This window comes from uncultured Hyphomicrobium sp., from assembly GCF_902826555.1.
In the GTDB taxonomy this organism is placed as follows: domain Bacteria; phylum Pseudomonadota; class Alphaproteobacteria; order Rhizobiales; family Hyphomicrobiaceae; genus Hyphomicrobium_C.
Genome location: NZ_CADEFI010000058.1, coordinates 1 through 14,994, shown reverse-complemented (window position 1 = coordinate 14,994; position 14,994 = coordinate 1). Strand labels below are relative to the sequence as shown.

Genomic DNA, 14,994 nt, shown 5'->3' with positions numbered 1-14,994 from the left:
AGCCGATCGAGCTCAAGATTCCGATCACCATCGCCGGCATGAGCTTCGGCTCGCTCTCCGCCAATGCCAAGGAAGCGCTTGGCCGCGGCGCCACGCTCTCCGGCACGTCGACCACCACCGGCGACGGCGGCATGACGCCCGAGGAGCGCGGCCATTCCCAGACGCTGGTCTACCAGTATCTGCCGTCGCGCTACGGCATGAACCCGGACGACCTGCGTCGCGCCGATGCCATCGAGGTTGTCGTCGGACAGGGCGCTAAGCCCGGCGGCGGCGGCATGCTGCTCGGCCAGAAGATTTCCGACCGCGTCGCCGAGATGCGCACGCTGCCGAAAGGCATCGACCAGCGCTCCTCGTGCCGTCACCCCGATTGGACCGGTCCCGACGATCTCGAGATCAAGATCCTCGAGCTGCGCGAGATCACCAACTGGGAGAAGCCGATCTACATCAAGGTCGGCGGCGCGCGCCCCTATTATGACGTGGCGCTCGCGGTCAAGGCCGGCGCCGACGTCGTCGTCGTCGATGGCATGCAGGGCGGCACCGCCGCCACGCAGGAAGTGTTCATCGAGCACGTCGGCCAGCCGACGCTGGCCTGTATCCGCCCCGCCGTGCAGGCGCTGCAGGATCTCGGCATGCACCGCAAGGTGCAGCTCATCGTCTCCGGCGGCATCCGGAACGGCGCCGACTGCGCCAAGGCTCTGGCCCTCGGCGCCGACGCCGTGGCCATCGGCACGGCGGCTCTCGTGGCGCTGGGCGATAACGATCCCGCGCTCGAGGACGAGTACCAGAAGCTCAACACCACGGCAGGCGCCTACGATGATTGGCACGAGGGGCGCGATCCCGCGGGCATCACCACTCAGGATCCTGAGCTTTCCAAGCGCCTCGATCCGATCCGTGCCGGCCGCCGGCTCGCAAACTACCTCAAGGTCATGACGCTCGAGCTGCAGACCATCGCCCGAGCGGCGGGACACAACCACGTCCACAATCTCGAGCCGGAGGATCTCTGCGCTCTCACCATCGAGGCCGCCGCCATGGCGCGCGTGCCGCTCGCTGGGACGAGCTGGATCCCGGGCCAGACCAATCTCTAGACAGGATAGACGCTCCGTTCCCCCAAGGTTCGGAGCGTCGTCTTGAGGCGCCGTCGAAAGACTTGAACATGTTTTCCAGGTTCTGGAGAAAACAACAGTCGAGCATCAACCCGAAAGTTGGGGGAATGGAAATGTCACAGGATCTGGCCCAAGTCGCGAAAGAGCGCGGCATCCGTTACTTCATGATCTCGTTCACCGATCTCTTCGGTTTCCAGCGCGCAAAGCTGGTTCCCGCCGCGGCGATCGCCGAGATCCAGAAGGACGGAGCGGGTTTTGCGGGCTTTGCTACGTGGCTCGACATGACGCCCGCGCATCCGGACATGTTCGGCATGCCCGACCCCACCGGCCTGATCCAGCTTCCCTGGAAGCCCGACGTCGCCTGGGTCCCCTCCTACCTCGTCATGGAGGACAAGCACGTCGCGCAAGCGCCACGCGTCGTGTTGAAGAACCTCGTCGACAAGGCGGCCGAGAAGGGGCTGCGCGTCAAGACCGGCGTCGAATGCGAATATTTCCTCATCAGCCCATGCGGCACGGTGATCTCGGATGCCAAGGACCAGGCATCGAAGCCGTGTTACGACCAGCAGGCCCTGACGCGCCGCTACGACGTCATCTCCGAGATCTGCGATTACATGCTGGAGCTCGGCTGGGGCCCGTATCAGAACGATCACGAGGACGCCAACGGCCAGTTCGAGATGAACTGGAACTTCGACGACGCGATGATCACGGCCGACCGCCACTCGTTCTTCAAGTACATGGTCAAGACCATTGCCGAGAAGCACGGGCTGCGCGCCACGTTCATGCCGAAGCCTTTCCCGACGCTCACCGGCAACGGCTGCCACGCCCACATCTCGGTCTGGGATGCCGCGACCGGCAAGACCAACATGTTCTACGACAACAGCGACGAGATGGGCCTCTCGAAGCAGGGCTACAACTTCCTCGGCGGCATCATGCAGCACGCCGAAGCCCTCGCCGCCATCACCAACCCGACCGTCAACTCCTATAAGCGCATCAACGCGCCGCGCACGCTCTCGGGCGCCACGTGGTCGCCGAACAGCGTCACCTGGACCGGCAACAACCGCACCCACATGGTGCGCGTGCCGGGCAAGGGCCGCTTCGAGCTGCGCCTGCCCGACGGCGCGGCGAACCCCTACCTCCTCCAGGCTGTCATCATTGCCGCCGGCCTCGACGGCATCGAGCGCAACGCCCACCCCGGCAAGCGCCTCGACATCGACATGTACCAGGAAGGCCATACCGTCAAAGACGCGCCGAAGCTGCCGCTCAATCTGCTCGATGCCATCCGCAACTTCGACAAGGATGCCGGGCTGAAACAGGCCCTCGGCAACGACTTCTCGGCCGCTTACATCAAGCTCAAGACCGGCGAGTGGAACAACTTCTGCACCCACTTCACGCAGTGGGAGCGCGACCACACGCTCGATATCTAGGGGCCACGCTCTGAGATCGGCAGCGGGGACCGGATAGCCGGCAGCAGGACACGGGTCTGCTGCCGGCTTTTCATGTTTGCGCTGCTGCCTGTTGCCCGCCGCGCCATGCCTGTCTATAGCCATCCCCTGACGCGGTAGCAGGGGACACCATGGGCGCGACGGAGCGGCGGCTCGGAATACTGGCCGGAGGCGGCGTGCTCCCGCGCGAGATCGCCGACAGCGCGGCGTCGCGCGGGATACCGGTTTCCATCGTCGCCATCGACGGCGAGGCGAATGCGGATTTTGCCCCCCATCCCGTCACGGTGGTGAACTGGGGCCAGATCGGCGCCATGATCCGCGCCCTGAAGGAAGCACGCACCACGCACCTCGTCATCGTCGGCCATGTCCACCGGCCCGAGCTCAAGGGCCTGAGACCCGACCTCGGCCTGTTTCGCTATTTGCCGAAGATCCTGCGCATCGTCGCTGCCGGCGGCGACGATGGCGTTCTGCGCCGTGTCGTCCGCTTTTTCGAGCAGCAGGGACTGAAGGTGATCGCGCCGGGCGAAGCCGCACCCGAGCTCGTGATCGGCGCAGGGCCCATGGGCAAAGCGCAGGCGTCGCCCGGCGATCGCGCGGATATTGCCAAAGGGCTCGAATTGGTGCGCGCGCTCGGCCGCTACGACATCGGCCAGAGCGTCATCGTCGCCGGGGGCCGCATCGAGGCCATCGAGGGCGCCGAGGGGACCGACCGTATGATCGCCCGTGCTGCGGCCAGGCGGGCGGGCACCCGCGAGGGGAGGGCAGGCGGCGCGCTCGTCAAACGTTCGAAGCCGGGCCAGGATATGCGCATCGACTTGCCGACCATCGGACCGGCCACCGTCGAAGGCGCACGCGCTGCGGGCCTCGCCGGCATTGCGGTTGAGGCGGGACGCGTGCTCGTCGCCGATCGCACGCGTACGCTCGCCGCCGCCGAGGCCGCAAACGTCTTCATCGAGGGCGTGACGGACGGAGCGGTCGGTGAAAGCCAGCTCCGCTTCGATCCGCGCAAGGTCGCGATTCCCTTCCGCATGATCGGCAGGTCGTCGCCCGGAGGCCACGTCCTACACGATGCGGTAAAGGCCATCGCGACCCTCGACGCGCTCGCGCCGTTCGGATCCGGAGACGCCGTCGTTGTCGTGCGCAACCACGTGCTGGCGGTGGAGGCGGGCGGAGAAGGCGCCGGTGCAACTCTTGAGCGCGCGGCCGGGCTCCGCCAGTGGGCAAGCCTGACGCACAACCGTCGCGGCGTCGTCGGGCTCGCGAGAGTGCAGGACCTCACGATGGCGTTTCTTCAGGCCGTCGCATCGGCAGGATATGCCGGCATTGCCGTGGCCGAACCGGAGGGAGCCGACGGCGCCTTGGCGAAGGATATCGTCGAAGCCGCGGATCGGATCGGAATTGTCGTCCTCAGGCGCGTATCCGCAGCAGGAACCGCATCATGACCACGACGCCACCGGGCCCGAACGATCCCGTCCGCCTGTTTCTGATCGCAGGCGAGCATTCCGGCGACGCGCTCGGCGCCAAGTTGATCGCTGCGCTGCGCACCCGCCTCGGCGACCGCCTCGTGCTCGCGGGAGTCGGCGGGACGGAGATGGAGCGGCAAGGCGGCTTCACGTCGGACTTTCCCCTGTCCGACGTAGCCGTCATGGGACCGCTTTCCATCCTGAGGCACCTGCCGCGCATCGTGCGTCGCGTATACACGACCGTTGACAGCGCACTTCGCTTCGCCCCGCACGCGGTCGTCATCATCGACAGTCCGGAGTTCACGCATCCGATCGCCAAGCGCATCCGGAAGCGCCGCCCGGATATCCCGATCGTCGATTACGTGAGCCCGAGCGTTTGGGCATGGCGCCCGGGACGCGCCAGGAAGATGCGCCCCTATGTCGACCACATCCTCGGCCTCCTGCCGTTTGAGCCGGACGTGCACGCGCGTCTCGGTGGTCCGCTGTGCTCGTATGTCGGCCACGCCTTGAGCGAGCGCATCGAGTGGCTCGACGCGCTCGACCCGGCGCCGCTCGCGAAACGCCTCGGGCTCGATCCGAAGCGTCCCGTGGTCGTCGTGTTGCCCGGCAGTCGCTCGTCCGAGGTCGGTCGCCTCATGGAGCCGTTTGGCGACACGCTGCGCATTCTCGCGGAGCGCGGCCCCGCGCCGGAGGTGATCGTACCCTGCGTACCCCACGTCCACGCCTTGATCGAGCGGTTGCGCAGAGGCTGGCCCGTGCGTCCGCACATCGTCGAAGACGAGGAGGACAAGTTCCGCGCCTTCAAGCTCGCGCGCGCCGCGCTTGCCGCGTCGGGCACCGTGACCCTCGAGCTGGCGCTGGCCGGCACGCCGACGGTGGTGGCCTACCGGGTCGATCCGCTCGCAGCGCCTTTTCTGCGTCGCATGATCAAAGCGCCGACGACCGTGCTTGCCAATCTCGTCTTGGGCGAGAACGCAATTCCCGAATTCCATCAGGAGCGGAGCTCGCCGGAAAATCTCGCGAATTCGATCGAGCCGCTGCTGAAGGACACGCCCCAGCGACGCGCGCAGCTCGCACAGCTCGCGCGCATTCCTGGCCTCATGCATATAGAAAGCGGCAGCCCGAGTGAGGCTGCCGCTGATATCGTTCTCGACTATGCGTTGAAGCGCCGAATGCCGGCGTAGGCCATGATCGCTTCGGGCCTGGTCGCTCCGATCGTCGCGCCGCCTATGGCGCGACGTCAATCGGCAGCGCGGCGAAAGTCCGAAGCGTGAATCATCGGTTTCATCGAAGACCTGAAGCGCGATTGCGATTCAATCAATGCCAATCGCGCTTTAGCATCACGCGCCGGGCTTCGGGAACGGCCGCCGCGAAGGGCCGATGTAAAGCTGCCGCGGGCGTCCGATGCGCTGCTCCGGATCCTCGATCATTTCCTTCCACTGCGCGATCCAGCCGACAGTGCGCGCGACAGCGAACAACACCGTGAACATGGAGACCGGGAAGCCCATCGCGCGCAGCGTGATGCCCGAGTAGAAGTCGATGTTGGGATAGAGCTTCTTCGACACGAAGTACTCGTCCTGCAGCGCGATGCGCTCGAGCTCCATGGCCACCGCAAGCAGCGGCTCGTTGCGCTTGTCGAGCTCGTCGAGAACCTGGTGGCAGGTCTTCTGCATCACCTTGGCGCGCGGATCGTAGTTCTTGTAGACGCGATGGCCGAAGCCCATCAGTCGGAAGCCCGAGGTCTTGTCCTTGGCCTTCTTGATGTACTCCGGGATGCGGTCGACGGTGCCGATCTCTTCCAGCATGTTGAGAGCGGCTTCGTTGGCGCCGCCGTGCGCGGGGCCCCAGAGGCAGGCGATGCCGGCCGCGATGCACGCGAAGGGATTGGCGCCGGACGAGCCCGCGAGCCGCACCGTCGAGGTCGAAGCGTTCTGCTCGTGGTCGGCATGCAGGATGAAGATGCGGTCGAGCGCGCGCGCCACAATCGGATTGACGATGTACGGCTCGCACGGCACCGAGAAGCACATCTGCAGGAAGTTCGACGTGTAATCGAGATCGTTGCGCGGATAGATGAACGGCTGCCCGATCGAATATTTGTAGGCCATGGCGGCGATCGTCGGCATTTTCGCGATCATGCGATGGCTCGCCGTCTCGCGCTGCTTCGTATCGTTGATGTCGGTGCTGTCGTGATAGAAGGCGCTCAGCGCGCCAACCACCGCCACCATGATCGCCATCGGATGCGCGTCGCGCCGGAACCCGGTAAAGAAGCGCGTCATCTGCTCGTGCACCATCGTGTGGCGCGTGATGGTGTGGCGGAACGCCTTGAATTCCTCGTTAGTCGGCAGCTCGCCGTGCAGAAGCAGATAGCAGGTGGCGAGGAAGTTCGAGTTCTCCGCCAGCTCGTCGATCGAATAGCCGCGATAGAGCAGCTCGCCTTTGTCGCCGTCGATGAAGGTGATGGCGGAAGAGCAGTTCGCGGTGGAGGTGAACCCGGGATCGTAGGTGAAGCAGCCCGTGTCGCGGTACACGGTGCCGATGTCCATCACGTCCGGACCGATGGTGCCGCTTCGCACGGGCAGCGGCACCGACTTGCCGTTGAGCTTGAGCTCTGCCTGGCGGGTGGCGTCCGCGCCTGGGGTGGAGCTGTCATGGATGCTCATGCCGCTTCTCCTTGGTCTCTGGATCTTGGTTAATCATTAGACGGACAAACGCGAGCGGGGCTTGCGTCATAAGGGAATGCTGCAGCGCAGTATATCCAAATCCCTAGGGAGCCGGAAACGTTGTTTTGCGGACTCGACTTTAGGCAAAAGCTCGAAAACGCATCAGGCGACGTGGTCGGCAATGCGGGCCAGCGATTCCTCCCGCCCCAGGACGCTCATGACGTCGAACACCGGAGGCGAAACCGTACGCCCTGTCAACGCCGACCGCAGCGGCTGCGCAACCTTGCCGAGCTTGACACCGGTCTCATCCACATAGGTGCGCACCAGCTCTTCGAGCGCCGGCGCCGTCCAGGTGCTCGTTGCTTCGAGCCGGGGCAGCAACGCCGCCAGAATCGTCTTTGCGTCAGCATCCATCAGCTTCTTCGCCTTGTCATCGAGATCCAGCGGACGCGTGGCAACGATGAACAGCGCTTGCCCCACGAGTTCGGCCAAGGTTTTTGCCCGCTCCTTGAGCGCGGGCAGGGCGGCCTGCAGGGCATCCCAGCCCTTGGCTTCGAAAAGGCGAGCGAGATCCGTGCCTTTCACCGTGCCCGGAACCTGAGCCGCCACCTCGCGTGAGAGCGCGACGTCGGAGCGGACCGGCGCCTTGGGATCGACCTCGATGGCGTCGAGCGCCGCAAAGTCGAGATGCGGCAGCAGCCCCTGGATCCCGGCCAGGAGCTCGGCATCGGAAGCGCCCCTCAGATAATGGCCGTTGAGATCGTCGAGCTTCTTGAAGTCGAAGCGCGCCGCACTCTTGTTGATGCCGTCGATGTCGAACCATTGCACGAGCTGCTCGGTCGACATGATCTCGTCGTCGCCGTGGCTCCATCCGAGACGCACGAGATAATTCCGCAGTGCGGCCGGCAGGTAGCCCATGGCGCGGTAGTCCTCCACACCCTGCGCACCATGACGCTTCGAGAGCTTGGCCCCGTCCGCGCCGTGGATCAGCGGCACGTGCGCCCAGTCCGGCACGTCCCAGCCCATGCCGCGGTAGATCTGCGTCTGCCGCGCCGCGTTCGTCAGGTGATCTACGCCGCGGACGACGTGCGTCACGCCCATGTCGTGGTCGTCGACCACCACCGCGAGATTGTACGTCGGGTTGCCGTCGCTGCGCAGAATGATGAGGTCGTCGAGCTCCTTGTTCTGGAACACGACACGCCCCTGCACGTGATCGTCCACCACCGTCTCGCCCTCGCGCGGTGCCTTGAGGCGGATGACGAAGGGCACGCCCGCCGGCGCCTCGGAGGGATCGCGGTCGCGCCAGGGCGACAGGATCGTCAGCGGCCGCTTCTCGGCTTCGGCCTGCTTACGCATGGCATCGATTTCGGCCGGCGTCATGTAGCAGCGGTAAGCTCCGCCGTTTCCGAGCAGCGCCTCCGCAACCTCGCGATGCCGGTCGGCGCGGGAGAACTGCGAGACCGGCTCGCCGTCCCAGTCGAGGCCGAGCCAGGTGAGCCCGTCGAGGATCGCCGCCACCGCTTCCGGATTGTTGCGCTCGCGGTCGGTATCCTCGATGCGCAACAGATACTTGCCGCCGCGCCCCCGCGCGTAGAGCCAGTTGAAGAGTGCCGTCCGGGCCCCGCCGATGTGCAGGTATCCGGTGGGCGAGGGGGCGAAGCGCACGACGGGAGCGCGGCCCTGCGGCCGTTGTATCTCGGTCATAGGTATTGAGGCTCGGGTTTCTGTGGTTTGGCCCGCCATGTAGCATGAGCCGCGAGGCTGAGACCAGCGCTCCGGCAGGGACAAAAGTGGGGGGAGGGTGGACGCACCGCGCAGAGGGGAGCGGCCGGCACGGCCCGTCATCGCGGCGCTGGGAAACGCGGCCCGGGCGTTCGCGCAGCTCCTGGGTCAGGGCAGGCTGGCCGACCAGCTCGAAAAGGAGCGCGCACGCTGGTTCGTCTGGCTCCCGGCGGCCTTCGGGGCCGGCATTGCGGCCTATTTCGCCTTGCGCGTCGAGCCGGGCTTTGCGACCGCTGCCGCCCTCTCGGTCGCGGCTCTCGGCCTCGCTACCGCCTGTCGCAAGGCGAGCCTGGCCCACGCTGCGGCCTTGGCGCTGCTGGCCGCCGCCCTCGGGTTCACGGTCGCCAAGGTTCGAAGCGAATGGGTTCGCGCGCCGGTGCTCGCCCACGAGATGCGCCGCGCCGACGTCACGGGCGTCGTCGAGCTTGTCGAGCCGCGACCGGGCCGGGGAGAACGGCTCTCGATCCGCGTGACGGACATTGCCCGCGTTGCCGCTGCCGAGCGACCCCAGCGCATCCGCGTGCGCGTGATGACCCGGCGCGAAGCCTTGAAGCCGGGCGACCTGATCCGCTTACGGGCCACGTTGCGGCCGCCGTCACCACCGGCGCTGCCGGGCGGCTATGACTTCGCGCGCTGGGCGTGGTTTCAGGGACTGGGTGCAACCGGCTACGCGATCCAGGCGCCGGAGATCGTCGCGCCTGCCGCAGAGCGCGGGGCCGGGCTCGTCCAGGCGTCGCGAGAATGGCTCGAGCGCTTGCGCCAGTCCATTGCCGAGCGGATCCGCGCCGCAGTGCCGGGCGAGAGCGGCGCCATCGCCGTCTCGCTCATCACGGGCGAGCGCGGCGGCATCACGGAAGAGACCAACGCCGCCTACCGCGACTCGGGGCTCGTCCACATCCTCTCCATCTCCGGCCTGCACATGGTCATCATGGCGGGCTCGGTCTATGCCGCCGTGCGCCTCGCGCTCGCTGCGTTTCCCGCCGTCGCGCTCCGCTTCTCGACCAAGAAATGGGCGGCCGCAGCGGCCCTTGCGGGCGCCGGAGGCTATCTCCTGATCTCCGCACCCTCGGTGCCGACGCTGCGCGCCTTCCTCATGATCGCCATCATGTTCGTCGCCGTCATGCTGGACCGGCAGGCGCTCGCCATGCGCAATGTCGCCATCGCTGCGCTCGTGATCCTGGTGTGCTTTCCGGAGAGCGTGCTCGACGCCGGGTTCCAGATGTCGTTCGCCGCCGTGGTATCGCTGATCGCGGCCTACGAGGCGGCCCGCGAGCGCACCGAGGAGCAGGATCGCCGCGGATGGCTGCGCGCCGTCGCCTTCTTCCTCGGCGGCATCCTCCTCTCGACCGTCATCGCCAGCGTCGCCGTGGCGCCGTTTGGCGCCTATCATTTCCACCAGAGCCAGCAGCACGCCTTGCTCGCCAACCTGATTGCAGTTCCGATCTGCAACCTGGTCGTGATGCCGGCAGCATTGATGACCCTGGTGCTGATGCCGCTCGGCCTCGAGGCGTTTCCGCTGGCCGCCATGGCCAAGGGCATCGACGCCATGACCGCCACCGCCTATTGGGTCGCCGCGCTCCCCGGTGCCGTCATCCACATTGCGGAGATCTCCACGGCGAGCTTTGCGCTCATGGTTGCGGGCGGATTGTGGCTGACACTCTGGCAGACGCGGTGGCGCGCCTTGGGGCTCGCGGCCGTCGGCGGCGGCATTCTGATCGCCGGAGGCGGCGAGCGCCCCGATATTCTCGCTGGACGCGGCGGGGAGATGGTGGCCGTGCGTGGCGCCGATGGACGGCTCGCAGCGAGAGGCGCGCGCAGCGGCAGCTTCGAGCTCTCGCGCTGGCTGCAGCACGACGGCGACGGCCGCAAGACCGCCGATGTCCTGAAGAGCCGATCCTTCCGCTGCGACGGCGTGGGATGCACCGCGCGCGCGAAAGGTGTGCAGATCGCCGTCGCGCGCCATCCCGCGGCGGCAGCCGACGATTGCGCGAGAGCCGGCATCGTCATTGCCGAGGTCAGCCTGCCGCGGAGCTGCACCGAACCCCGCGCCGTGATCGACCGCTGGACGATGCGCCGCGAGGGCACGCATGCGATCTATCTCGCCAACGACACACCCGGCGGAACAGCGCGCATCGCACGCATCGAGACGGTCGCCGCGAGCCGCGGGATCCGCCCTTGGACCGAGCAGGGGAACGCTCTGCGCCCCGCACACGCGTCCCCTGACTGAACTCCACCCCTTGTGGTCGAAACCCACTCCTGACACTCTCACAGCCATTGTTTTAGAGATTGTGAGATCAAGTCATGAGACTGGCATGGGGAGGCCGGCTAGCCGGCTTGATTGTTGCGGGTAGTGTCTTTTTTGGAGCACCAGCCGCAGCACAGGATACCAACAGCATCGACGCGCTGAATGCCGAGGCCGCCCGGCTTTCGGGGCAAGGGAAATACGCCGAAGCGGCACCCATTTCCGAGCGCTTGCTGGCGCTCCGCGAAGCCAAGCTCGGACCGAGCCATCCCGAGGTCGCCACCAGTCTCAACGACCTCGCCACGATCTATCGCGCACTGGCCCGCTACGCCGACGCTGAGGCCATGTACAAGCGCAGCCTCGCCATGCGCGAAACGGCCCTCGGACGCGAGCACCTTCATGTCGCCATCAGCCTGAACAACCTCGGATCGCTGTACCGGCTTCAAGGCCGCTACGCCGACGCCGAGCCACTGTACAAGCGCAGCCTTGCCATCCGCGAGGCGGCGCTCGGGCCCAACCACGCCGATGTTGCCACTGTGCTCAACAATCTCGCGTTGCTGTATTTCGTCCAGGGGCGCTATCCGGATGCCGAGCCCCTCTGGAAGCGCAGCCTCGCAATTTGGGAAGCGAACCTCGGACCGGAGCATCCCAACATCGCCCAGAACCTCACCAACCTCGGCGAGATGTACCGGAGCCAGGGCCGATACAATGAGGCTGAGCCATTATCCAGACGCAGCCTCGCCATGCGCGAGAAGCTCCTCGGCGGTGAGCACCCGGATGTCGCCCAGAGCCTCAACAATCTGGCGGCCATCTATCGACTGCAAGGCCGCCTCGCCGAGGCCGAGCCGCTCTACAAGCGAAGCCTCGCCATCTTCGAGAAATTGCTTGGCCAGGACCATCCGAATGTTGCTATGACGCTCACGAATCTCGCCGAGCTTTACCGCGCCGAGGCTCGCTACGATGAAGCGGAGTCCATGTACAAGCGCGCCTTGACCAAGCGCATGGCTGTGCTGGGCCGGGACCACCCCGACGTCAATCACAGCCTGGACAACCTGGCCGGGCTCGCTCTGTTGCAGGAGAAATGGGCTGTCGCGGCGGACTACTGGCGCCAAAGCACCGCTGTGATCCGGCGGCGCACCGAACGTGGGCTCACCGACGGCAGCCATGAGCAAGCCCACAGCGAAGCGACGCGCCATAGCTGGCAATTTCACGGGTTGATCAAGGTCGACGCGCGCATCGGAGCGGATCAAGGCGCGGAGCGAGAAAAGCTCGCGGAGGAGATGTTCGAGACGGCGCAATGGGTGCAGACCTCGGACGCAGCGGACACGCTCTCACAGATGGCGGCCCGAAGCGCGAAAGGCGACGCCGCGCTCGCGGCCTTGGTGCGCGAACGCCAGGATCTCGTCGCCGAATGGCAGGCCAAGGACAAGAGCCTGATCGCGGCAAGGAGCCAGCTGCCGGATAGACGCTCCGCCCAAGCCGAGGGGGCGATAGCGGCCCGCATCGCGGCAATCGACGCACGGCTCGCCGAGATCGACGCGCGGTTCGCGACCGAGTTTCCGGACTACGCCGCCCTTGCAAGCCCGAAGCCGATGTCTCTCGCCGACGTGCAGGGCCAGCTCCGCGACGACGAAGCCCTGGTCTTGTTCATGGACACCGACGAGGCTCTGAGCCCTCTGCCGGAAGAGACCTTCATATGGGTTGTAACCAGGACGGATCACCGCCGGGGGCGCACCGATATGGGCACAGAGGCATTGCGGACGACCATCGCGGCACTCCGCTGCGGCCTCGATCATGACGCATGGCGTGGCGGCCGACGCGCCTCCTGCAACACGTCGCTCGGTCTCGCTTCCGAGGCCCCGCGGCCGGCCACGCTGCCGTTCGATCTCGAGCGCTCGCACGCCCTCTACACCGCCCTGTTCGGCGGCATGCACGACCTTATCGCGGAGAAGCACCTCCTGATCGTGCCGTCCGGTCCCCTGACGCAGCTTCCGTTCCAGGTTCTCGTGACCGACAAACCCGCGTCGCCCGATGACTATGCGAATGTGCCTTGGCTCGCCAAGAGGCACGCCATGACCGTACTGCCGTCCGTCACCAGCCTCGCAGCGCTGCGCCGGAACGCCAGGCCGGCGGCGGCGCTTCGCTCCTACGCGGCGTTCGCCAATCCGCTCCTCGAGGGGCAGGGGAGCGACGAAGACAAGAAGCGAGCCGCGCTCGCGGCAGCCAAGCGGGACTGCGAAGCGGTTACGCAGATCAACGACATCGCCGCCATGAGCGAAGCCTTCGCCGCCACGTCGGAGCCGGCGGTCCTGGGCGGAGAGGCCGACGTATCCTATCTGCGCAAGTTGACCCCGGTACCGCAGACGGCCGATCTCGCCTGCAACGTCGCCAAGGCGGTGGGCGCGAGCGAGGACGACATCCGCCTCGGCGCGCGTGCGACCGAGGCGAGCGTCAAGGACCTGAGCGCCTCCGGCGTGCTCGCCTCCTACGCCGTGATCAACTTCGCAACGCACGGCGCCGTCGCCGGAGAGCTGACCGGCGGCGCTGAGCCGGGCCTGATCCTGACGCCGCCGAAAAGCGGCACGGAGATCGACGACGGCTATCTCTCGGCGTCCGAGGTCGCGGCATTGAAGCTCGACGCCGATTGGGTCGTCCTCTCGGCCTGCAACACCGCGGCCAGCGACGCCAATAGCGCCGAGGCGCTGTCCGGCCTCGCGCGTGCCTTCTTCTACGCGGGAGCTCGCGCGCTTCTCGTGTCGCACTGGCCGGTGCGCGAGGATGCCGCCGCTGCAATCGCAACCCAGACCTTCGCCGAGATGCGCAACGACCCGTCCATCGGCCGCTCCGAAGCCTTCCGCCACGCCATGCTGGCGTTGATGAGCGATCCCAAGCGACCCTGGGCCGCCCACCCGTCGGTCTGGGCCCCGTTCGTGGTGGTGGGCGAAGGCGGCGTGCGCGCCACGCCATGAGCAAGGCCTGAAGCTGCTTTACGCGTTGACCGACGGGAGGACGCGCAATGCCCAACGCAAAGCCGAGAAAGCCGGCGAAATCACCCAAAAAGGCCGCCGCAGCGCGAAGCGCCGCAAAGGCGGCGAGGCCGCAGGAGACCGCATCCAAGCCGCAGTCCCGCAAGACAGCCGAGCCGGTGCTCCTGTCAGGCGGCAACCCTCAGATCGCGAAGGCGTATGGCGACGCGCCCGTTCAGGCCTACATCGCCGCCATGCCGGGCTGGAAAGCCGACGTCGGCCGCCGCCTCGACGCCCTCATTGCGCGCGCTATCCCGGGCGTGCGCAAGGCCGTCAAATGGAACTCGCCACTTTACGGAGCGGCAGGAGAGGACCAGGACAACACCTGGTTCCTGAGCTTTCACTGCTTCGCGAGGTACGTCAAAGTCGCGTTCTTCCGCGGCGCGTCGCTGCGTCCCGTGCCGCCCGGCACGTCGAAGCAGAAGGACGTGCGCTACCTCGACATCCACGAGCACGCCGCGATCGACGAAGCCCAATTCACCGCCTGGGTGAAACAAGCGAGCCGCTTGCCCGGCGAAAAAATGTGAGCGGGGAAGTGACCGAACAGAATATCCGCTCCTGACCCGAAGCGGACTCAATTCAACCGCCGCGCATGCAGATAGAGGAGCAACTTGCACGCCCGGTGTCGTTCACCGGTTCCTGCATCCATTCGTACAATATGCAGCCGCTCCAACCGGCCCCTTGGTTTCCCTCCGACCAATGAGTTAATCTCTTGCCACATTCCCAGGGGGGGGCGATGGCCGGCAAGATCTTTATCAATTACCGGCGCGAGGATACGCGCGCGGATGCGGCGCGGATGCGCGACCGGCTGGCGGCGGCGTTCGGCGCCTCCAACGTGTTCATGGACGTCGACAACCTGATGGCCGGCCAGCGCTTCGACCAGGAGCTGGCTAAGGCGCTCAATGAGTGCGACGTGCTGCTCGCGGTGATCGGCCCGCAATGGGAGCCGCTGCTAGCGGAACGCGCGAGATCGGGCGGGCGCGACTATGTGCGCGAGGAGATCGCGGAAGCGCTCGAGCGCGGGGTCATCGTCATCCCGGTGCTCATCGAGCGCGTGCCGGTGCCGGCCGCCGACAGGCTGCCCGAGGACATCCGACCGCTCGTGCTGCATCAGAAGCACGACGTCTCGCACGAGCGCTTCGGCCGCGACGTCGCGGAACTCATTCAGGCGATCAAACAGATGCGGGGCGCGCACGGACCGCGACGGTCCGCTGCCAAGCTCCTCCGGATCGCGGCGGTCGTGCTGGCTCTGGCCGGCGCGGCGGTCGTGGGGATT

The 14,994-nt window shown here is 66.6% G+C and carries 10 protein-coding genes; 8 read left to right on the top strand and 2 right to left on the bottom strand.

Features of this window, described 5'->3' with window-relative positions:
* From QZV93_RS16665 to lpxB, 4 genes are all read left to right on the top strand, one after another.
* The coding region (locus QZV93_RS16665) for an FMN-binding glutamate synthase family protein (RefSeq protein WP_295559754.1) at positions 1–1,085 on the top strand (1,085 nt) is incomplete at its 5' end.
* Between the two features lie 131 nt (positions 1,086–1,216).
* Positions 1,217–2,527: a type III glutamate--ammonia ligase gene (gene glnT / locus QZV93_RS16660; RefSeq protein WP_295559753.1), complete on the top strand. Its 1,311-nt coding sequence runs from the start codon at positions 1,217–1,219 to the stop codon at positions 2,525–2,527.
* A gap of 149 nt (positions 2,528–2,676) precedes the next feature.
* Positions 2,677–3,987 carry a UDP-2,3-diacylglucosamine diphosphatase LpxI gene (lpxI, locus tag QZV93_RS16655; protein WP_295559752.1) on the top strand — a complete coding sequence of 437 codons (1,311 nt, stop codon included), beginning with the start codon at positions 2,677–2,679 and terminating at the stop codon, positions 3,985–3,987.
* A complete protein-coding gene (gene lpxB, locus QZV93_RS16650; RefSeq protein ID WP_295559751.1) occupies positions 3,984–5,192 on the top strand; it encodes a lipid-A-disaccharide synthase in 1,209 nt (402 codons plus the stop codon). Before lpxI ends, lpxB begins: the two co-directional genes overlap by 4 nt.
* 156 nt (positions 5,193–5,348) lie before the next feature.
* On the opposite strand, the gene gltA is transcribed toward lpxB, so the two are convergent.
* Complete coding sequence (gene gltA / locus QZV93_RS16645) at positions 5,349–6,668, bottom strand: citrate synthase (protein WP_295559750.1); 1,320 nt, start codon at positions 6,666–6,668, stop codon at positions 5,349–5,351.
* Between the two features lie 162 nt (positions 6,669–6,830).
* Positions 6,831–8,372: a glutamate--tRNA ligase gene (gene gltX, locus QZV93_RS16640; protein ID WP_295559749.1), complete on the bottom strand. Its 1,542-nt coding sequence runs from the start codon at positions 8,370–8,372 to the stop codon at positions 6,831–6,833.
* Between the two features lie 97 nt (positions 8,373–8,469).
* Here gltX and QZV93_RS16635 point away from each other — a divergent pair, with 97 nt between their 5' ends.
* The 4 genes from QZV93_RS16635 to QZV93_RS16620 all read left to right on the top strand — a co-directional run.
* Positions 8,470–10,677: a ComEC/Rec2 family competence protein gene (locus QZV93_RS16635; RefSeq protein ID WP_295559748.1), complete on the top strand. Its 2,208-nt coding sequence runs from the start codon at positions 8,470–8,472 to the stop codon at positions 10,675–10,677.
* Between the two features lie 74 nt (positions 10,678–10,751).
* Complete coding sequence (locus QZV93_RS16630; protein WP_295559747.1) at positions 10,752–13,661, top strand: tetratricopeptide repeat protein; 2,910 nt, start codon at positions 10,752–10,754, stop codon at positions 13,659–13,661.
* Positions 13,662–13,708: 47 nt separating this feature from the next.
* Positions 13,709–14,245, top strand: a complete 537-nt coding sequence (locus QZV93_RS16625; RefSeq protein ID WP_295559746.1) for a DUF1801 domain-containing protein — start codon at positions 13,709–13,711, stop codon at positions 14,243–14,245.
* Between the two features lie 209 nt (positions 14,246–14,454).
* Positions 14,455–14,994: toll/interleukin-1 receptor domain-containing protein (locus QZV93_RS16620; RefSeq protein WP_295559745.1), on the top strand; the 540-nt coding region annotated here is incomplete at its 3' end.